This is a genomic window from Streptomyces cyaneus (assembly GCF_004028635.1).
Lineage (GTDB): Bacteria > Actinomycetota > Actinomycetes > Streptomycetales > Streptomycetaceae > Streptomyces > Streptomyces cyaneus.
Genome location: NZ_RQJW01000004.1, coordinates 279181 through 298173, shown reverse-complemented (window position 1 = coordinate 298173; position 18993 = coordinate 279181). Strand labels below are relative to the sequence as shown.

Here is an 18993-nt window from a genome sequence, read left to right as displayed (position 1 = left end):
CTATGGCGGATGCCTCCCAGCGTGGAGGAGACGGTACGCGCCACCGTGCATGCCACGGCGACCGAGACAGCGGTACGTTTGCGCGCCTCGGACGTGCCCGCCGCGCAGGACGTCGTCAACGCGGCTCTCGGCACTCTGCCCCGCCGTGCCCCGAACTACTGCCTGCTGAACGTCAAGGCGACTCTCGGTCTGCCCAGCGCAGCACAGGAGCTGCTGGCGCAGCGGGCAGCGGACGAGCAACGCGTCCGCCGCCTGCGCTTCTTGAAGGAGAACCTCTACGACCACCCGGACCTCGTCGTCCTGGACCAACTCGAACACCACGCCCCCGGCGCCCTGGGCGACGAGCACGTTGCCGAACTCCAGCGCCTAGCGCGCCTGATCTGCTCCTGCGACCGCTGGTGGTTCCCGCTCCTGCAGCAATGGGAGCAGGTCGGCCAAGGGTTCACGAACATCGAGAAGCGACAGCAGGCCATGCTCGTGCTGTCCGACTCCCTTAAGGCTCTCAACGGCGGCAGTCTCCCCAGCGGCATCGCAGCAGTGGGCATGTCCGGGTCTGACGGAGCACCCCGAAGGGCGCACCCATGAAGCTCGCCCTGTGGCGGATGCTGCTGGCACCCCTGACCAGCCTCCGAGCCCTGTTCATTCAACGGCGCAGCGCAACACCCCTGTCCTACGACGTCGCCTGGCGCCGGGCCCGCCTGGACCGTTGTCCCGACGACATGGTCTATCGACTACACGGCCACCAAGCCACCGCACCCGACCAAGCATCCAGTGCGCAGTCGCCCTTGGCCGCGCCGAGAAAAGACGAGCCGACCGACCGGCGCCCCTGACCGACGTCTCCACAAACACACAAACACCTTCGCCCTGTCCAGGAGGACAGGGCAAAGGACGTTCATGCGGCAATGGTCAACGGCGCGTCCAGACGCTCCCAGGCTCCGAGTACCGCCTTGTGCGCGTCCGGCTGCAGGTGGGCGTAGCGCTGGGTGGTCTGGAAGCTCTCGTGACCGAGGAGGTGCTGGACCTCGTAGAGCGAGACTCCCTTCTGGACCAGCCATGAGGCGCTGGTGTGGCGCATGGAGTGCGGCGGGTAGTGCGGGACAGGCTTTTGCTCGCCGTCGCCGTCGAAGTAGCGGGCGCCATCGACGGCCCGCCACCACGTCTGTGTGCGCCAGTTGCTGTCGCTGAGGAGGCGGCCGGCACGACCCTTGGTGATGGTGGTGAACACCACGGCGTCCCGTTCGAGCCGGTGGATGTGGCGTTCGAGGGCCTCCAGGACGTGGGGCGGGAGGGGGACTTCGCGACGACTCTTGGAGCTCTTCGGATACTCCTTGATGCCGCTCTTGGTGTTCACCTCCACCACGAACAGGCGCGAGCGGCGCTGGTCGATGCGGTGGCGGTGAAGGCCGGAGAGCTCGCCCCAGCGCAGCCCGGTGTAGAAGCCGAGCAAGCACATCGTCCGCCAGGGCGTGGGGAGTTCGTCCAGAATGCTCTGCGCCTGATCGAGCGTGAACCACTGCGGCGGCTTGACCGCGATGGCCGGCAGGTCGATGTTGCGGCAAGGGCTCACCGCGAGGATGTCGTCGTCGACCGCCGCGCGCATCATGGAGGACGTCAGGTTGTACGCCCTCTTGATCGCGGAGGCTCCCGCGCCCTTCTCCACCAGGGCGCGGATCCAGCTCTGGATGTCCATGCGGGTGATGGCCCGCATCTCCCAGCCCTCCCAGTAGGGCAGGACATGGTTCTTGATGGAGGAGGCGTCGCCGCGCAAGGTGTGGGGCTCGACGATGCGGGCGTTCCACCACCGGTCGTGCCAGTCGCTGAAAGAGATCTCGCCCGCTCGCGGGTCGCGCAGGGCGCCGCGAGCGAACTGGGTCTCCATGTCGGCGCCCCAGGCTCGGGCCTGTGCTTTGAGGGGGAACGACTCGCTGAACCGGTCTCCCGCTCTGTTGCGTACGGTCGCCTGCCACTTGCCGGATGCCAGTTTCCGGAGGTACGTGGATCTACTCCTTGTTCGACTGCCGAGGGATTCGGAAACTGGTGTGGGTCAGCGACGGGCCATGGCCGGGATGACGGTCCTGCTGCTGATGAACTCCTCCAGACCGGCAGCGGGTACACGCACGCGGGAACGTCCGGGCCCGGTACGGAGATCGACGACGGGCAAGTCGCCGGCGGCGATGAAGCGGTAGACGGTGCGGCGGTCGACGTCCAGAGCGGCGGCGACAGCGGGTATGGAGAGCAAGCGGGCAGGCATGGGGAGTCCTTGGCGGTGCAGGCGGGGTGGGATGAGTGGCCCGGCGATTCGGCAGCCGGGCTGTAGGCCGGTTCAGCAGAAGGCCAATCAGCCTTGCCAGGGCATCGAGGCGTCAGCGGTTACGGCGTGACGCGTCGTGGGCACGAGGGCTGGCGATGTGCGGGGCAGGCGTTTGGCAACCGCGCCGTTGTCAGGCGGGGCCTCGGGCTGAGCTCACGCCTTGAAGGCGTGAGGAAGAGCCGAAACGGTCGGTCGGAGGACGCTGGAGTGGGGGCGGAACTCTGCGACAGCCGGCTCTTCGGTACGGCAGCGCGGGGAAAGCGCAGGCACTTCGTGTACCCCCTTGGTTGGGTTGGGGCGCGTCTAGCCACGTGGGACAGAGGGGTCGGTCCCGTTGGACACCTCAAACCATCCGGAGAATCCCCGGTTTCGGTAACCGGGGATCGGGTGCTATAAGCCCCCGGCAGACTCAGCTCACGAGCCGACAGGGCAGGGGGCCGGACACGCAGGAGTCGGCTGCTTCTCGCCTCACGAGCCGATCACTGGAGCAGGGTGAGGAGAGGGACATCCAGGGCTTGGGCGAGAGCGACTAGGTCGTCGACGTCGCACCGGCGTTGGGCGCGTTCGATGCGGGGCAGCATCGTGTTGGACATCGGGCGGCCGAGGGCGGTGACATGGGCGGCGAGTTCGCGTTGAGCGAGGCCGCGTTCCGTGCGGAGGATTTCGATGGTGCGGGCGGCCCGTATTCCGTACGGACCGATTTCCAGGGGTCGTGCTGCCATGGCTCCATTTGTAGCTCGCATTCGCCGGTTTGGTGAACCGGCGATCGTCGTCTATGTTGCGCTCGCGCGGTTGGCTGGGTAAGCGACCGCGGAAGGTCGGGATGTATCGAAATCCGGTACATCTACTGCCACTCTGCGAGTGCTCTGACGTGGGGTGTTGTGTTGTAGCTTCCCTCTCGGCGGGGCGTCAACGGCTTCTCTATGTGATGCTTCTGGCTCGGCAACCAAGGCAACTATTTCGTCAACCGCCGATCGTGCCCTACAGTTTTGCAACCTCCCCTTCCCGACTCCTTTCTCTGCGCCTTTCTGCCGTGAGAGATTGCGCGGGACAGGGCTGGACTTGCGCCGCATGGGTGTGGCTATGTTGACGACACCCCCGGAAAGCGCGAGTGGCCATCGACGCGCCCCGCGCGGCAGAACCAGTCAACTCCCCCACCCCTGAAGCCCGTACCGCCCATCGACGGTGAGCAATGGGTGCCCGCCCATCTGCAACCGAGTGAGGAACCACCCCCCTCTTGGCCCGAATCCGCACCATCAAGCCCGAAGCCTTCGTCTCCGAGTCCTTGGCCGCCGTCTCCCTGACTGCGGAGCGCACCTTCATCGGCCTGCTCACCCAGGCCGACGACCAGGGCCGCCACCGCGACCACGCCGCGATCATCGCGGGCCAGTTGTGGGTGCTGCGCCCGGAGCACACCCCGTCCGATGTCGAGACGGACCTCGCCCAGCTCGCCGACGCCGGGCTGCTCTGCCGCTACAAGGGGCCGGACGACAAGCGGTACCTGCACATCGTCACCTGGAGCCGGCACCAGAAGATCAACCGGCCGAGCAAGAGCCGCCTCCCGGCCTGCCCGCACCACGACGTTCCCGCCGGAGCCAGGCCGAGCGCCGCACAGGTCGGCTTCACGGAGCCCTCACTGCCGCCTCGCGAAGCCCTCCGTGAGGGCTCACGGGAGATGCGCGAGCCCGCAGTGAATCCGGACACCGATGACGAAGTCGCAGGTCAGGCCGGATACACGGAGCCCTCAGTGAGGACTCACGGAGGATTCCCGGAGCCGTCGGTGAAGCCTCACTGCCCGGATCTAGGACCTAGGATCATGGATCTAGGAGATACCCCTTCGGGGGGCGCAAGCGCCCTCGCGCCCGACACCGTCTCGGCCAAGCAGCTCCTCGGCGAGTACGTCGCGGCGTGCAACCACCGCCCGCCGGATGCCTTCCTGAACCAGCTCGGCGGACAGGTGCGCAAGCTGCTCGACGAGGGGATCTCCCCCATCCATCTCCGGGTCGCCCTCGAACGGCATCGCGTCAAGGGCCTGTCCCCGAGCGTTCTGCCCAGCCTCGTCCACGAGGTCATGAACGCCGCCTCCCCCGCCACGCCCGCCTCCCACCGGGCGTGGACGAACCCCACCGACGTCGTCGCCGCCTACGGAGATGAGCTCTGACCGCCACCCTCAGCCGAGAGCCCCGCCAGCTCGGTCCACTCGCCGACCGGCTCAACGGCATCCTGGCCAGCCGCGGCATCGACCCCGCCGCCGCTGCCGCCCAGGAACCACCTGCCGAGCGCGTCACCGCCCTGGAGCTGGCCGACGCGCGCATCCCCGCCCGCTACCGCCGCGCCCTGGCCGACCACCCCCAGATCACTGCCTGGGCCGACCAGATCGCCCGCGCCGGACGCCCCGGCCCGAGCGGACCCGGTATCGCCGAGGGACCGTCGCTGCTGATCGCCGGCCCCACCGGCACCGGCAAAACCCACCAGGCGTACGGCGCCGTACGCGCCCTCCTCACCCGAGGTGTCCGCCTGCGCTGGGAGGCCACCACCTCCGCCGACCTCCACGCGCGGCTCCGCCCCCGCGCCGGCCACGACGGAGAACGGGAACTGCAGACGCTGGCCCGTTGCCCGCTGCTGCTCCTGGACGACCTCGGCGCGGCCAAGACCAGCGAGTGGACCGAGGAGCTCACCTACCGGCTCATCAACCACCGGTACGAGCACATGCTCCCCACCCTCATCACCACCAACCTCCCCACCGCCGAGCTACGCACCGCACTCGGCGACCGCGTCGCCTCCCGCCTCGCCGAGATGACCGAACGCGTCATCCTCACCGGCCCCGACCGACGCCGCACCGCGCCCGCCACCTGACGGCAGCCGCGCGTCTCCCCCCCCAACCTTCACCTCACCCGCCCGCCCACAGGCATGCCCTCGATCGCGCGAGCCCTTGGAGAGCCCCTGCATGACATCCGGCAGCACCGTGGCCACAAGCGCCGCAACGTCCCAGGCAGCGTCCCTGGCGCACTGGATCCCCTCACCCACAGCAGCCGTAGTCCCACTCGTTGCCCTCGCCTTGGCCGCTGGATGGCTGTGGCAGCGCGCCCGCAACCGCGGCAACGGGCAGCAACGTGGCACCGCCGCCATCCCGGTCGCCGCCGTCGCTGCGATCGGCTGCACCGCATACAGCGCGGACACCAGCTGGCGGTTCGCCGCCGACTACCTCGACATGGCCGGCACCGTCGAGCGCGCCGCGATGTTCGCCGCCGCCGAACTCGCCCTGTTCGCCACCGCCCTGATGGCCCGGCAGAACCTCAACGGCCCCAAGCAGGCACCCGGAGCGCCCGGCACCCTCACCTGGGTGATCACCGGCGTGCAGATCGTGCCCGCTTACGCCGAGTCCGGACTGATCGGCGGAACCGTGCGCGCCTTCGTCGGCCCGGTGCTGGCGGCCGTGCTGTGGCACCTGGCCATGGGCATCGAACTACGCAACCGCAGCCCGCACGCCGACTCCCGCAGCCTGACCGCCGTCCTCACCCGACAGGCACGCGAACGGCTGCTGGCCCGCCTGGGGATCGCCGACCGGGACGCAGACTCCGCCCGGATCATCCGCGAGCGCGCCCTCGACCGGGCGGTCACCCTGATCCTCCGGGCAGAAACCATGAAGCCCGAGAAACGCAGCAAACCGCGAGGCCGACGCCTCACCCGCCGCCTGCACAAGGCCCTGGAGCAGGCCGACGTCGACCGCGACGAACGCCAGGACGAGCTGCTGCTGCGCAAGCTCGCCACCCGCCAACAGGCCCTCGCCCTGGTCACCGTCCCGTTGCCCGCCCGTTGGCCCGATCTTGCCGAGCGCACGACGGGCGGCACCGTGACCGCCCGCCCGCGGGCCACGTCAGCGAAGCGGGCAGAGGCTCCGGGCCGCCCGCCCGCCAAGGTCGCGGGCGGTGACACTGCCGACCGGGCAGCCCGCCCTCAGCCCGAGAACCGCCAGCAGCAGCCCGCCCGCACGACCTCCAGCCCGGAATCGAAACCGGGCGAGGAACCGCCGGGCGACGATCCGGGCAAGACCTCGCGGGCAGAGCCGAATGGCCAGGGCCGCAAACCGCGCGCCACACGCGAGCTCCTCATCGACTACGCAGATCACCTCTACGACGAGCACGGACGTCTCTCCCGTGACCTGCTGGAGGAGACCGTGCGCGCGAACGGCTACAGCGTCGGCAGCGACATCGCCGGAGAAGTCGTCCGCACCGTCAAGAACAGGGAACAGGCCGCGCGCGCCGACCACCCTCACTGAGACCGCCCCCGCCCCCAACCTCATGGAAGACCGATCAATGCACGACTCGCACCACGAACTGCCGGTCGCTCCAACAGAGATGACCACCCCCACCTCGGCGGGAGCCAGTAGTACCCCGAGTCCGACTCAAGGCCGGACTTCGGGGAGCTCCGCCCCGGGGGTGGCGGAGACGGCCCAGCGCCAGGGGGCGCCGGACCAGACGTTCGGGGCCGAGGGCAACCCCGAACTGGACACGCTCCACACCGTTCAGCGCGAGATCCTGCACCCCGTACGCGCCGCCGGAGCTGCTGAGGCGGTCGGCGGTGAGCCTGTCGTGAAGAGCGTCCAGCCGGCGATCCGCCGCTTCACCGGCACCAAACGCGTCGTCCGCGTCGGCCCCTTGCGCTTCACCGGCGACGAGCACACCCAACTCCAGGAGACCGCCGCCGAGCACGGCTACAAGGGCGACTCCGGCTTCGCCGCCGACATCGTCCTCGCCTTCATCACCGGCCGGTTCACCGCCAACCTGCCCCTGTCCGAGGACCGCCGCCGCACCCACATCTTCCGCGCCCAGGTCCTGCGCCAGCTCAACCGGATCGGCGTCAACATCAACCAGATCGCCCGCGCCCTCAACAGCGACCACACCCCACCCGACATACGCCAACGCCTCACCGAACTCCACCACCTGCTGGAGCTGATCGCCGAAGCCCTGCGTCAGCCCGCCGATCCGGAGACGGAGGCGTCCGCGTGATCGCCGCCATCAAACCGGCCGGGTCCAACACCCGCGGCCTGCTCGCCTACCTCTACGGTCCCGGCAAGCACGACGAGCACCTCGACCCGCATATCGTGGCCGGCTTCGCGATGCTCGGCATGCCCGACCCCGGCCGCGACGAGAACGCCACCCTCACCGAACTCGCCCGCTACCTCGACGAGCCGGTCTCCTTGCGCAACAGCGAGTTCGGCAAGCCGGTCACCGACCATGTCTGGCACTGCCCCGTCCGCGCTGCCGGCGAGGACCGCTGCCTCTCCGACGCCGAGTGGGCCGAGATCGCCCAACGCATCGTCCAAGCCGCTGGCATCGCTCCGGCCGGTGACGACCTGGCATGCCGCTGGATCGCCGTACGCCACGCGGATGACCACATCCACATCCTCGCCACCACCGTCCGTGAAGACGGCCGTCGCCCCAAACTCCACGACAGCGGCCTGCGCGTCGGCGACGCCTGCCGCGAGATCGAGAAGGACTACGGGCTGCGCCGCCTGAAGAAGGGCGACCGCACCGGTACTCGCCGCCCCAGCCAGGCCGAGATGCACAAGGCCGAACGCCTCGGCTGGGACCAGACCAGCCGCGAGTGGCTCCAGGACCGCATCCGCGCTGCCATCCCGCACGTGAGCAACGTGGAGGAATTCATCGCCTACCTGCAAGCTGAGGGCGTCGAGGTCCAGGCCCGACGCGGCCCATCAGGAGATCTCCTCGGCTACGCCGCCGGCCGCTCGGGCGACGTCAACGAGGCCGGCGAGCAGATCTTCCATCCCGGAGGCAAGATCGCCCCCGACCTCTCCCTGCCCAAATCAAGGCTCGCCTCGAATCCAGCCGCCCCGAAGAACACCCCACCGCCCGCCGCAGCCGCCCCAGCACCCCCTGGCAGCAGGCCATCGAGGCCCTCGACACCCTCCACATCGACCTCGCCGACGAAAGCCACGCCCAGGCGCACGTCACCGCCCTCGGCGAACTGACTGAAGCCACTGCTCAGAAGGCCCCGGATCACCTGCGCGCCGAACTCCAGGCCGCCGCCAAGGCGTTCGCCCGAGCCCAACGGTCCCAGGTACGGGCCGAAGACCGTGCCGCTCACGCGCTGCGCAGCGCGGCCCGCGACATCGTCCACACCGCCACCGGCCCCGACGGGAGCGCACTGGCCGCCCTGGTCGCCGCCCTCGTCTGGGCGACCGTCGTGGCCGGGCGCTGGCACGAAGCGAAGAGCCACGCCCACCAGGCCGACGCCGCCCGTCAAGCCGTCCAGCACCTGCAGGCGGCCGCAGACCGAGCACTTGCTCCGACGCTCGCCGAACTCACAGCCCGGCCGCCCAGGGATCAAGCCCGCCGTGTTCTCGCCAACGACGTACGAGCAGCCCTCCCCGACCACGCCGAGCGGATCCTCACCGACCCGGCCTGGCCGGCACTCGCCACCGTCCTCGCCGACGCCGAAGCCCGTGGCCACCAGCCTCACCAGCTCCTCAAGGAAGCTGCCGCCCGACGCGAGTTGACCACCGCCCGCCAGCCCGCGCGCGTGCTGATCACCCGCATCCAACACACCGGCCGAAACCCGGCACGCAACCGCCTTGCCGAGGCCGCACGCCTACAGTCGACCATGGCAGGCTCGATCCCTGCCCAGCCGACCCGAAACGATCAGCCTGCAGCGGCGAACACGACGCTTGCCGAACAGCAGCGTCGGCCGCGCCGGTAGCTGCCGAGTACTCCTGCCGCGTCTCTGCGCGACTGCCAGAGTGGCAAGCATGCATCGCGCTGGATCTGGTGATCGTGCTTCACGAGCTGCCTACGACCCTCGACGCTCAGGGGCGCATTCGCGGGGGCACACGTCGTCCTTGCGAAGTCAGACGACGGCAGGCGCGACACCCATCGTGTGCGCCTGCCTCACTGTGGCCTTTCAGCCCCGCGGTGCCACGCGAATACGGTTCCCGTCAGGATCGGCTGCGAGGAAGGTGAGCCCGAACCCCAGATCATGAGGCTCGCGCAGGATCGTGTCACCCTTGGACTGCCACTGCTTGAAGATCGCGTTGACCTCGTCGGGCCCACCGTCGGTGGCCAGGCACACCTCACTGGTGCGCGGGACGTCCGCTGACAGATCCTCGAACCGGCCGGACCACACAGCGAGGTCAGCGCCTGGCCCGAGGTCGAAGGTGATGTATCCCGGCGTCTCGAACGACGGGCTCATGCCGAGGAGGTCGCCGTAGAAACGCGCTGCGGCGGGAGCGTCGTTCACGTAGACGATGGACACGACGGATGTGGTCATGGTTCTTCCTTCTCGCAGGTCGTGGGTACGCATCCGCCAGCCTGACCGGGATATGCGCCGCATCATGTCGCAATTCCTGAAAAGCTTGGTGTGTGACCCCAGACCGCTTCTTCTCCCTGATGCTGCTCCTGGCATCGAGGGATGCCGTGACCACACAGGAACTTGCCTCGGCGCTCGGGGTGTCCCTTCGAACCATCACCCGGGACCTGAACTGGCTCCGCGACGCCGGTCTGCCGGTGACCGCGCAACGGGGCTGCCTCGGAGGCGTGACCATGCTGCCCGGGTCCGGACTTGACCTCACGCGACTCACGCCGGGTGAGCGTGATCATCTGTCGCTCACTGGGCTGGATGAGAAGCAGCGTGCGGAGCTCAACGCATCGGTCGAGAGCCGGCGCGCGCTCTCCAAGATCGCCGCTGCACAGCCACGTCGGGTTGATGAGCTCCTGCCGCTCACCGACGTAGTGCACGTGGACAGCCGTCCCTGGCTCCAGGCCCGTGCTTCCGGCACGGCTCCGGCTTCGCTGATCGGCCCGGTGCGGCGCGGTCGCCGGCTACGGATCGAGTACGACAGCCCCCGCGAGTCATGCTCACGCGACCTGGTCGTGGATCCCTACGGGCTGTTCGCCAAGGCCGGCATCTGGTACCTCGTCGCCGACTGTGCCCGAGTGCCACGGATGTACCGACTCGAACGGATCACGACGTGGAAAGAAGTCGACCAGCCACGACGGATCCGCGAGAGCCAGACCCTGGCCACCGTCGCTGCAGCGCTCGTTGACCAGTGGGAACACAACCATGCGATAGAGGTCAGCGCCACCATCGACCAAACCCAGATCGAGCGAGCGCGACGGATCCTCGGCCAACGACTCGTCCAGGAGGATCAAGAGGAATCCGCCACCGGCCACAGGGTGAGGATCCGCTTCCTGCACCTGGAGGACGTGCGAACACTACTGCCGTTCGGGAGCACCATCACTGTGCACGGCCCCACCGAAGCCAGGACTCACCTCCGTGACCTCGCCACCAACCTTGCCCACCACTATGCGCCGTCACCAACGTCCTGACCCGCAACATCTAGGTGTTCAGTCAGTCCGGCAGTCGCTCGACGCGCCGAGGCTTTCCCGGATCACGCTGCCACAGGCACGCAGAGCCTCCTTCAGCTCTCCTTGCCACTTTTCCGGGATGGTCCCAGCTCTGAGGGAGCAGGCACGAACCAGTGCACGGCAGTCCTCTGACTGCCGGTCTGTGGCGATCGCGGTGAACAGGGGGTGCGCCAGGTTCTCGCGGGCTGCGTAGCCGTCCTCGGCGTTCCTTGTCCTGCGGTGGAGGTCCTCGACCACCAGGTGTGCGGCGGGCGCCTCGGCGGAGCCGATCGCGTCGAGGACCGTAAGGCCGAGCCGGATGTCGAAGACGGTCATCCCGGGTTCGGCCTGCCGCCCGAGATAGGCGGCTAACAGGTCCTTCAGGTGTCTGTCGACGGGCTGCCTGGCGCTGAGCCGGGAGAAGGCGGTCAGACAGGCCGTGACAGCTTGCTCCCATGGATCGCCGGGCAACGTGTCGGTGAGCAGGCCAGCGGCCCCTGCCGTGTCGTTCGCAACGAGGGCGGCGAGTACGGCGACCTGCCGCCCGTCGAGCATCCGCTTCCCGATGCCATGGTGGGCTTTGATGTGCGCCAGGGCCTCGGCCCATTGCCCCTCGGTAGTGAGGGTGCGCGTGCCGTCGGCGAGGAGGACGCGCCACAGCCACGCGCGAACCTCCTGGCGGTCTTCGTCGGTCGCAGTGAGATCCGCGGGTACGTTGACGCCCTCGAAGCGGGCGGCCGTGCCCGACTCGACGGCCTTGTACAGGTCGAGGAGTCGCTGACGGCCCTCATCGACGTGGCCGGCGCGGATCTGGAGGCGGGCCAGGTTGACGACTGGTTCCAGTCCGCGGATCGCGCTCATGCCGGGCAGGGGACAGGCGTGGAGGTAGGCGGCGGCGTGCTGGTGGCACATCGCGCGTGCGAGGTCGGGGAGGTCGAGGTCGGAGGCGATGAGCGCGGCCTGGTTGTAGACAGCCGATGCGAGCCCCTGGTCGGTCGCCCTCACCGCGGTGTCGGCCAAGTCGACGACAGCACATACGCGTTGAGGCAGGGGTAGGCAGGCGGGTCGGAATCGCGCGACGAGCGGGAAGCGCTGGGCTATGGGGCCGTGCGGGTCCATGGGTCCCCCAGTGTGTGAGTGAGGGCTGGTGGGGCGGCGGTGCCCGCCGCCTGCGTGCCGCGGGCACCGCCGCCCCACGTGGGGTGTCACCGCCAGTCGACGACGATGCGGTTCAGCGGGGTGTCGAGGGCGAAGAGGCCGGGGCGCTGCTCGATCTCCGGGGCGTCGAGGGGCTGGATTTCGAACGTGGCCTCACGGTCGCGGTAGTCGCGGTCCCAGGTGCGGATGGCGTCGGCGACCCTCGCGGCCAGCTCATCGCTGCCGGGGCCGTGGCCAATGACGCCGAACTCCCAGAGCTTGTCGTCCTCGGGGGTCTTCTCCTTGGATACGCGCCGGGCGAGGTAGGTGACGGCGCCCTTGTCGATGACCGCAGTTGACGAGGGGTAGGGGTCCTCGGTGAGCAGAGCGCCCTTGGCGCTCTGGGGGAAGAGCATCCGGATCAGGCCGGAGGGCAGGGAGCAGGTGACGAACAGTTCCATCCACTCTGGCGACTCCATGGCGCGGACCGTCATACCGGTCCACTCCTCGGTGCGCGGCTGGTCAAGTACGCCCGCGAGGGCGTCGGCGTCGATGTTGAGCCCGGCGGGGGCCTGGAGTCGTACGGCGCCGTCCGTGCTGAGAGGGATCACTCGGCGGTCGTCGTCAGCGATGCCCCGCCGAAGCGGCATGAAGGTGTTCATCTCGCTACCGAGGGATACCCACCGGCCGTCGCGCTGCTCGTAGGCGATGGAGCGGGAGACGGTGCCCTTGAGACGCTGGGGGACGAGGAGCCGGCCGCCGGGTGCGAGCTGCTGCAGCCAGGCGTGCGGTACACCGTGCGCGCCGACGGTGGCGATGATCCGGTCGTACGGCGCTGCTTCGGCGTAGCCGAGGGCCCCGTCGCGGGTCACGGCCTCGACGTTGGTGATCCCGGCGGCGGCGAGGTGCGTGCGGGCACCCTCCACGAGGTCGTCGTCAACGTCGAGGGTGGTCACATGTCCGTTCTCACCGACCAGGTGGGCGAGCAGACCGGCGTTGTAGCCGGTGCCGGCACCGAGTTCGAGAATGCGCTCGCCGGGCTGGGCTTCGAGCTGGTCCAACATGAGGGCGACGACGCCTGGCTGGGAGGCGCAGGAGATGGACGTTCCGTCGGTGTCGTACTTGATGTGCACCGGTGCGTTGGCGTAGGCGTCTTCGAGGGATGCCTCGGGCACGAACACGTGGCGGGGCACGGTCCGCAACGCGGTCTCGACGGCGGGCGTGCGGGCGTGTCCGTCCGCACGGAGCTGGTCGACAAGGGCGTTGCGGAGGCGCTCGGCGTCCGCCGTGGGGGTGGTGATCGTGTCGGTGTTCACCGCGCTGACGCTATCGATGTCGGCCGTTGCCTCGGTGGGCGACTCGGTGTGGTCACTCGTTCCCATGACTACCTCTCGTGCGATGTGGGACAGGGCGCTCTGGTCGTCCCGGAGGAGACCGGCGCGGTTGGCGTGGAAGATCACGTGGTGGGCGATGACGGCTCGCAGGCCGCGGGTGAGGGCGCCGCGGCCTGCGAGTTCGGCGAGCGTGGCGCCGGCCTGTTCGAAGGCGGTCACCCATTCCTCGTGCGCGTGGAGTGGGTGACCCAGGCGGCAGAGGCTGTGGGTGTCGGCGGTCATGAGCTTCCGCATAGCCGGAGCCAGTTCGGCGGCTCGTTCCGGTTGTGGTGGATTGGTGGCCGGTCGAAGAGCTGCCACCTTCGCCCATACGTCGCCCTGTTCGAACCAGTCGAGTCCAGCACCGCGCATCATGACGCTCGCCAGCAGGACGGCGGTCTCCCGGCGTCCCAAGTGCATCGGGCTCGGCTGGTAGGTGAGCAGGTGGCGGGAGTCGCTGTGGAACAGTTCGTGGGCTGCGTCCATGGCCTCGGGTCCGCCGAATGCGTCGGTCTCGGGCTCGTAGACGCAGGGCAAGCACGAGACGGCCACGCCGTCGCCGATGAGGTCGCTCAGGAGCGACTCAATGGCTGGTGAGGGCTCGTCGGCGAGGTAACGCAGCGGCCAGGGCTGCTTGTTCATGAACCACCAGCTGGTGAGCTGCCCGTCGGCCTCTGCCTCGATAAGGGCTGGGCCGAGGCGTTCTGCGATGGTGCGCCGGGCGCTCTCGCGCTGGACGAAGGTGATGTTGTGCTGCTGCCAGCGGTCGGGGGGCATGGATGTCCTTCGGTTGGTGGATCAAGCGATGAGGAGGCATGCGTCCCAGGCGGACCGGGGTGGTGCGGTGATGCTGGGCGCGAGGAGGGCCAGGGCTATGCCGGCGGCGCCGTCGAGTAGACCGGGGCCGCCTTTCTCGTCCTGGATGAGCGCCGTGGCCATGAGTTGGGGGTCGGTGCCCGGAGGGGTGACCGCAGCCAGGAGGGCCGGAATCGCGGCGCGGAGTTTCTCTGCGGTCGAGGGGTGGGCGTCGTCGGCCGTACGCGCGGCTGCGTGGGCGAGGCCGGAGAACCCGTGGCAGAGGCCGTTGTCCGTCGTGGCCTTCAGCTGCTCGGGATCGGTGAGGGCGGCCACGAGCGCTTTCTCCGCGTCGCTCTGGCGGTCGGTGTCGCCGAGGGCGAGGGCGGCAAGTTGCTGGGCGCGGGCAAGGCCGGCGGTGCCGTAGCACCAGGACGGCCGCCTGGGGCCTGACGAGCCGAGACGCCCCCGGCGCAGTTCGCCCTGAGTGACCCAGTACGGCCAGGCCCGTCCGCCGTCGGCCCTCTCTTTCCAGCGGTCCAGCCAGGCCAGGATGGTGCGCAGTGCTGCGTGGTGCCCGTCGGTGAGGAAGCCGTTCCGAGCGGCGAGGGCCAGGAGCGCGAGCACGCCGCCGATGCCGTGTGCCATACCGGTGTTGGCGTGCCCTCCAGGGAATCGGTCGTCGGGGCTGCCCGAGGGCCCGGTCTCCGTCCACCAACCCGGCATGGTCTCGCCGTGGTGGGTGATCGGTTCGGTGAGGCGCACGCAGTAGTCGAGAACGGCGCGCATCGTGGAGCTGCCGGGGTCTTGGCGCAGTAGGTAGGCGCCGTATCCGGTGAGGCCCCGGATGGCGTCGAACTCGACGAGCTGCGGCAGGCGTCCGGCGTCGATGCGGCGGTGTGCGGCGTCGAGACGGCGTCCGACGTCGACTGCGATCTGTCCGTCCATCGCGTCGAGGGCGCGCTGGTAGGAGCCAGGAAGGTGGTCGGCGGCACAGCTCAGGGCATGGGCGAAGGCAGGCACTCCGTAGAACGGGTGGCTGTCCGGGCCGCTGGTGAGCGGTTGCCGGGAGGCGGCGGTGAGCCAGTCGTGGGCGCGGTGCCACGGGCCTCGGCCGTTGGCGGCCAGCTCGATGTGCAGGAGCGCGATTCCGGGCGGGCCGTAAGCAAGATGCTGCCGGTCCGAGGACAGCAGTCTGGAGCCGAGGGGCACGGTGTCGGGGTCGGCGAGCCGGGTGGCGATGGCGTGGACCAGGCCGAGCGTGGGGTGAGCGGTCACGAGGTCCTCCCACGGGTGCGGGCGGTCCAGGCCAGGGCGGCGGCGCGCGCCAGGTAGAGGCACACCTCTTCCTCCGGGAAGTTCACTGCGACGTGGCGCACGAAGTGGACGTGCAGCAGGGAGGTCAGGACGTCGTCGACGAAGATGCCTTGGGTGTCCGGGCCGGGCAGGTGCGGCCGGTACCTGGCGAGCGCCGTATCCCGGTCAGCCCATCCCGACACGATGGCGTCTCCGCGCGGGACATGGCGCAGCGCCGCCCAGTCGTCGGACGGGTCGGCGAGCCGTACGGCGTCGATGAACTGCGGGCGTGGAACGGGAGCGGGGGCTTTCGGAGGGATGTGGTCGATCAGCCACCGCATCCCTGCTGCGGTGCCGCCGAGGAACGCGGAGGCGATAGCGACGGTGTGCGCCACCACCAGCGTGCGCGGTCCAGGGCGCTGAGGCTGAGTGAGCTGGGCCAGGACGGCGCGCGAGTCCGCCCGGAAGACCTCCTCAGCCGCCTCCCATGCGGCGCCGGAGCCCCAGCGGCCCATCTCCCGGTAGGAGGTGGGATAGCGCAGATCGGACAGCAGGCCGATGCTTCGTAGCTCGTCGGCCCAGGCACTCACCGTTCGGGCCGTGCCGGCAAAGGCTTCCGGGTCGGGGAGGGCGATGCGTACGCGGAGGTGTTGGTCCGGGTCTCGGAAGCGGATGAACCACCACGGCGGGTTGCCGAGCTGTTCGAGGAGGCCGGGCAAGTGCCGGGAGAGCAAGACGTCTTGGCGGCGGGGATCGCCGTACAGGGCGGCCAGAAGAACCGAGGAAGAGGCAGGCGTCTGCATCTGGTCCGCAGACAGGGCACGGGCCCGGCTGGGGGCTGGCAGTGGCGGCCATGTCGACGGCCTGGTTGCTTTGAGGGGCACCACGACCTCGTGGGCTCGCCCGCCGCACCAGCCGTACGCCTCTGGTTCCGGGGCCTCGACGAGTACGGCCAGGCGCGTACGGTCGAGGTGTCTGCGCAGGAGCGCACGGTGGCCGCCCTCGTCGAGGTCGAGGAAGAGGCGCCGGTCGTTCTCTACGAGATGGACGTGGCGCGGCAGCCTCCGCCGGGCACGCCAGTCGCTGAGCGCAACGTCCCACTCAGCCCGAGGACGGGCATGGCCGGGCAGTTCGGACGCTTCCAGCCGCCAGCGTGCCGGGGCCAGCACGGTCCGGCCGTACCGCAGACGTGGAAGGAAGGGCATCGCCGTTGCGGCGCCCCAGTCGAAGACGGTGACCTGCGCGCACTGGGCGCGGGACAGTTCGGTGAGGAACCGCACCAGTGGTGGGGTGTGGGTGTGGAGGTTCAGCGCGTGCATTCCGATGGCCTCGACGCGGTGGCCTCGCTCGGGGACGGCGAGGTACATGCGGCGGCCGTCGCACCCCACAGCCAAATCCTCCGGGGTGAGGACGGTGTCCTGCGGGGCGCGGTGCTCCTGAAGGCTGATCAGGGTGGGTAGCACCTGTGGGGAGCGGGTGACGTGGGCGCTCTCGGGGAGGAGGGGTGGGAAAGAGAGCTGCGCGGGCATGGTGTTGCCGTCTGCGGCTGGGAGGTCGGCAAGCTCTGTGACCAGGGCATCCCGGTCGGCGGGGGCCAGCACGCTGAGGAATCGGCCTGTGGAGACGCCGGCGCCACGGGACACGCTGACGACCTCCAACCGGAACTGCCCGCGCTGCAACTCCTCCAGGCTGGCCGCGTGCACCCGCACCCCGATCTCCAAGTGCGGCGGCAACCGAGGCTTGTCGGGACCCACGTCCAGGGCTTCAATCTGTTCGTCCGTGAGGATCACTTCGTCGCGGCCGTCGAGCGCGGCGGTCTGAGCCAGCCGTACGAGGGCGTCATCCCGAGCGGAGACGCGGGGCCTGCGTGCGCTGGCCGAAGCGCCTGGGTAGCCGTCGGGATAGCCGGTGCCGCTGTCCGCGACGACGTCCGCGAGCGGCACCATCGTGCCGATGCCGTACCGCTCGTAGAACCGCTGGTGGTACTCGTTCCAGGCGGCGGCCCCGTACGGGCGGATGCTCAAGCGGGTCAGGGTGAGAGCGGCGCGCTCGATCTCTCGGGCGACCGCTTCCGGCAGAACGATCTGCGCGTCCAGACGGAGGTCGAGCGCGACGGGGTGGTGACGCAGGCCAGGGACGAGGTCTCGCATCCGCGCCGCGACGCTGTCCCGGCCGCCGTGCGTGGCGCACTCCTCCAGACCCGCCCGGACCGCGCGGAGTTCGCGTACGGTCTCGGCGACCGGGGCGAGGATTCCGGCGCCGATCGCGTCGAGTTGGCCCACCAGATACCCGAGGGCGTCGGTCTCGGTGCTCGGAGCGTGCAGGCCCGTGATCAGTACCCGCCGCCGGATCAGCTCCGCCAGCAGTTGACGCGCCTTCTCGGGACCGGCCTGGGGGAACTCCGCCTGGAGCTTTTCCACGAGGGTGCCGAACCGGATCGGTAGTCGGCCCGCGGCAAGGACGGCGCGCACCGGTTCGGTCAGGGCCAGAGACGCCTCGACCGCGCGAGTCCGGTCGTCCTGGACGTCGGGCTGGAACGGCACGACGAGCCGGTCTCCCCGGTACGTCACGGTGTTGTTGACGACAACGGGTAGCCGTTCGAGGAGGTCCGGGCATGACTCCAGCCGTGCGACCAGGGCCGCCAGCCACTCTGCCCCTGCGCGGCCGACGGCCACGTGCTCCTCGCTCCAGTCGGCCCGGGCCTGTGGGCCGAACTCGGCGGTGGCCACGCCGGCGAACAGGCCGAAGGGTGTGGCCCGGTGCTGCGCCCGGAGCAGGTAGCGGGCCACGGACAGCGCGGCGCGCTGCACATCCCGGAGGGCGGGATCCTCGGCTGTGCACAGGGCCCCTACTTGCGCGGCCAGGACCGGGCTGGAGTGCTGGAGTGCCTCGGTGACGTCCTTGTTCGCCCAGACCGCGCGTAACCACGCCACGCGGGCAGACGAACCACTGGGCGAGCGGTCATCCAGGTCAGGGCATGGAGGAATCGGCAGCGAGGGCCGGGCCACGGCGCGCACGAGAGCAGCGGAACCGGTACGGAACGCTGCAGGCGAAGCAACCACCAAGTACCTCCGTAGGTGAGGGGGCCGGGGGCTGGTGCCGCCGCGCGGAGACGCGGCGGCACCAGGCCGAGGTGACCGGGGGTCCAGGTCAGGCGACGTTGGTGGTGCAGGCGCCGCAGGTGGACCCGCAGTTGTCGTCGGTCAGGTTGACCAAGCCCGCCGGGTCGGCGATCTCGACGAGGGAGACGTCCAGGTCGAAGCCGTCCGACGCCCCCGGGATCTGCGGGCGTACTTCGGTGCGGCCGGGAACATCGGTGCTGCGCGTCATGCTGCAACTCCTCACAATCGTTGTGGTGTTACTGGGCTGGAGCGCCCACCAGATGCCGCCACGAGAGCGTCGCCAGACGGCTGCTCCCCGGACGGCTCCTGGCCGCCCGGCACGAAGGGACGTGCTCCGCGTGGGAAAGTCCTCGCGGGCTGCCTGCCTCACGCCGGGAAGTCGTGTGCCGTGAGTCCGATCAAGCGGATGCCGGCCGCCGCTCCATGAAGTAGGCGAGTGCCTGGGCCTTGAGACGATCGAGGCAGGGCTCGCACGCGTAGAAGGGTGCGTGCTGCCCGTCCCACTGCACCGGGCCGAGCCAGATCACCAGGACTCCGGTACGCCCGCAGCCGAGCCAGCAATCACCGGTGATCCACGGCCACTCCATGGAAGGACG

17 protein-coding genes and 1 pseudogene are annotated in these 18993 nt (G+C 69.7%); 8 read left to right on the top strand and 10 right to left on the bottom strand.

Annotated features, from left to right (window positions below; all coding sequences use genetic code 11):
• Nucleotides 1–9: 9 nt before the first annotated feature.
• Entirely contained in the window at nt 10–585 is a 576-nt protein-coding gene (locus EHO50_RS16690; protein ID WP_246101192.1) for a hypothetical protein, read from the top strand.
• Nucleotides 582–830 carry a hypothetical protein gene (locus tag EHO50_RS16685; RefSeq protein ID WP_128430940.1) on the top strand — a complete coding sequence of 83 codons (249 nt, stop codon included), beginning with the start codon at nt 582–584 and terminating at the stop codon, nt 828–830. The genes EHO50_RS16690 and EHO50_RS16685 overlap by 4 nt, the downstream gene beginning before the upstream one ends.
• 62 nt (nt 831–892) lie before the next feature.
• Here the strand turns inward: EHO50_RS16685 and EHO50_RS16680 are convergent, their stop codons facing one another.
• The 3 genes from EHO50_RS16680 to EHO50_RS16670 form a co-directional block, all read right to left on the bottom strand.
• The gene (locus EHO50_RS16680) at nt 893–1879 is read right to left on the bottom strand and encodes a tyrosine-type recombinase/integrase (protein WP_246101191.1); all 987 of its coding nucleotides are present in this window, start codon (nt 1877–1879) and stop codon (nt 893–895) included.
• 165 nt (nt 1880–2044) lie between these two features.
• Nucleotides 2045–2251: a helix-turn-helix domain-containing protein gene (locus EHO50_RS16675; RefSeq protein WP_128430938.1), complete on the bottom strand. Its 207-nt coding sequence runs from the start codon at nt 2249–2251 to the stop codon at nt 2045–2047.
• A gap of 539 nt (nt 2252–2790) precedes the next feature.
• Nucleotides 2791–3033 (bottom strand): helix-turn-helix domain-containing protein, encoded by a 243-nt coding sequence (locus tag EHO50_RS16670; RefSeq protein ID WP_128430937.1) that lies wholly within the window; start codon nt 3031–3033, stop codon nt 2791–2793.
• A 515-nt stretch (nt 3034–3548) separates the two neighbouring features.
• Between EHO50_RS16670 and EHO50_RS16665 the strand changes: the two genes are divergently transcribed.
• From EHO50_RS16665 to EHO50_RS16645, 5 genes and pseudogenes are all read left to right on the top strand, one after another.
• On the top strand, nt 3549–4472 hold the full coding sequence (locus EHO50_RS16665) for a hypothetical protein (RefSeq protein ID WP_128430936.1): 924 nt from the start codon (nt 3549–3551) through the stop codon (nt 4470–4472).
• On the top strand, nt 4469–5167 hold the full coding sequence (locus EHO50_RS16660) for an ATP-binding protein (protein ID WP_128430935.1): 699 nt from the start codon (nt 4469–4471) through the stop codon (nt 5165–5167). The genes EHO50_RS16665 and EHO50_RS16660 overlap by 4 nt, the downstream gene beginning before the upstream one ends.
• A 91-nt stretch (nt 5168–5258) precedes the next feature.
• Complete coding sequence (locus EHO50_RS16655) at nt 5259–6590, top strand: hypothetical protein (RefSeq protein ID WP_181449633.1); 1332 nt, start codon at nt 5259–5261, stop codon at nt 6588–6590.
• A 160-nt stretch (nt 6591–6750) separates the two neighbouring features.
• On the top strand, nt 6751–7320 hold the full coding sequence (locus tag EHO50_RS16650; protein ID WP_128430934.1) for a MobC family plasmid mobilization relaxosome protein: 570 nt from the start codon (nt 6751–6753) through the stop codon (nt 7318–7320).
• A pseudogene (locus EHO50_RS16645) lies at nt 7317–9031 on the top strand (relaxase/mobilization nuclease domain-containing protein). Before EHO50_RS16650 ends, EHO50_RS16645 begins: the two are co-directional and overlap by 4 nt.
• Nucleotides 9032–9232: 201 nt before the next feature.
• On the opposite strand, the gene EHO50_RS16640 reads toward EHO50_RS16645, so the two are convergent.
• A complete protein-coding gene (locus EHO50_RS16640; RefSeq protein ID WP_128430933.1) occupies nt 9233–9598 on the bottom strand; it encodes a VOC family protein in 366 nt (121 codons plus the stop codon).
• Between the two features lie 92 nt (nt 9599–9690).
• Between EHO50_RS16640 and EHO50_RS16635 the strand changes: the two genes are divergently transcribed.
• Nucleotides 9691–10656: a helix-turn-helix transcriptional regulator gene (locus EHO50_RS16635; RefSeq protein WP_128430932.1), complete on the top strand. Its 966-nt coding sequence runs from the start codon at nt 9691–9693 to the stop codon at nt 10654–10656.
• 18 nt (nt 10657–10674) lie between these two features.
• On the opposite strand, the gene EHO50_RS16630 is transcribed toward EHO50_RS16635, so the two are convergent.
• The 6 genes from EHO50_RS16630 to EHO50_RS16605 form a co-directional block, all read right to left on the bottom strand.
• Complete coding sequence (locus tag EHO50_RS16630; RefSeq protein ID WP_128430931.1) at nt 10675–11793, bottom strand: hypothetical protein; 1119 nt, start codon at nt 11791–11793, stop codon at nt 10675–10677.
• Nucleotides 11794–11879: 86 nt separating this feature from the next.
• Nucleotides 11880–13961, bottom strand: a complete 2082-nt coding sequence (gene fxlM, locus EHO50_RS16625; protein WP_128430930.1) for a methyltransferase, FxLD system — start codon at nt 13959–13961, stop codon at nt 11880–11882.
• A gap of 21 nt (nt 13962–13982) precedes the next feature.
• On the bottom strand, nt 13983–15257 hold the full coding sequence (locus tag EHO50_RS16620) for a lanthionine synthetase C family protein (protein WP_128430929.1): 1275 nt from the start codon (nt 15255–15257) through the stop codon (nt 13983–13985).
• Nucleotides 15254–18208 (bottom strand): lantibiotic dehydratase, encoded by a 2955-nt coding sequence (locus EHO50_RS16615; RefSeq protein WP_128430928.1) that lies wholly within the window; start codon nt 18206–18208, stop codon nt 15254–15256. The genes EHO50_RS16620 and EHO50_RS16615 overlap by 4 nt, the downstream gene beginning before the upstream one ends.
• Before the next feature lie 217 nt (nt 18209–18425).
• Nucleotides 18426–18605, bottom strand: a complete 180-nt coding sequence (locus tag EHO50_RS16610) for an FxLD family lanthipeptide (RefSeq protein WP_128430927.1) — start codon at nt 18603–18605, stop codon at nt 18426–18428.
• Nucleotides 18606–18795: 190 nt separating this feature from the next.
• Entirely contained in the window at nt 18796–18984 is a 189-nt protein-coding gene (locus EHO50_RS16605; protein WP_019759144.1) for a hypothetical protein, read from the bottom strand.
• Nucleotides 18985–18993 lie beyond the last annotated feature (9 nt).

What these genes read in the sequence shown, in the direction of transcription:
- EHO50_RS16655 (WP_181449633.1), top strand. Translation starts at nt 5,259, where the DNA reads ATGACATCCGGCAGCACCGTGGCCACAAGCGCCGCAACGTCCCAGGCA.
- EHO50_RS16680 (WP_246101191.1), bottom strand. Translation starts at nt 1,879, where the DNA reads ATGGAGACCCAGTTCGCTCGCGGCGCCCTGCGCGACCCGCGAGCGGGC.
- EHO50_RS16640 (WP_128430933.1), bottom strand. Translation starts at nt 9,598, where the DNA reads ATGACCACATCCGTCGTGTCCATCGTCTACGTGAACGACGCTCCCGCC.
- EHO50_RS16685 (WP_128430940.1), top strand. Translation starts at nt 582, where the DNA reads ATGAAGCTCGCCCTGTGGCGGATGCTGCTGGCACCCCTGACCAGCCTC.
- EHO50_RS16675 (WP_128430938.1), bottom strand. Translation starts at nt 2,251, where the DNA reads ATGCCTGCCCGCTTGCTCTCCATACCCGCTGTCGCCGCCGCTCTGGAC.
- EHO50_RS16690 (WP_246101192.1), top strand. Translation starts at nt 10, where the DNA reads ATGCCTCCCAGCGTGGAGGAGACGGTACGCGCCACCGTGCATGCCACG.
- EHO50_RS16610 (WP_128430927.1), bottom strand. Translation starts at nt 18,605, where the DNA reads ATGACGCGCAGCACCGATGTTCCCGGCCGCACCGAAGTACGCCCGCAG.
- EHO50_RS16670 (WP_128430937.1), bottom strand. Translation starts at nt 3,033, where the DNA reads ATGGCAGCACGACCCCTGGAAATCGGTCCGTACGGAATACGGGCCGCC.
- EHO50_RS16630 (WP_128430931.1), bottom strand. Translation starts at nt 11,793, where the DNA reads ATGGACCCGCACGGCCCCATAGCCCAGCGCTTCCCGCTCGTCGCGCGA.
- EHO50_RS16605 (WP_019759144.1), bottom strand. Translation starts at nt 18,984, where the DNA reads ATGGAGTGGCCGTGGATCACCGGTGATTGCTGGCTCGGCTGCGGGCGT.
- fxlM (WP_128430930.1), bottom strand. Translation starts at nt 13,961, where the DNA reads ATGCCCCCCGACCGCTGGCAGCAGCACAACATCACCTTCGTCCAGCGC.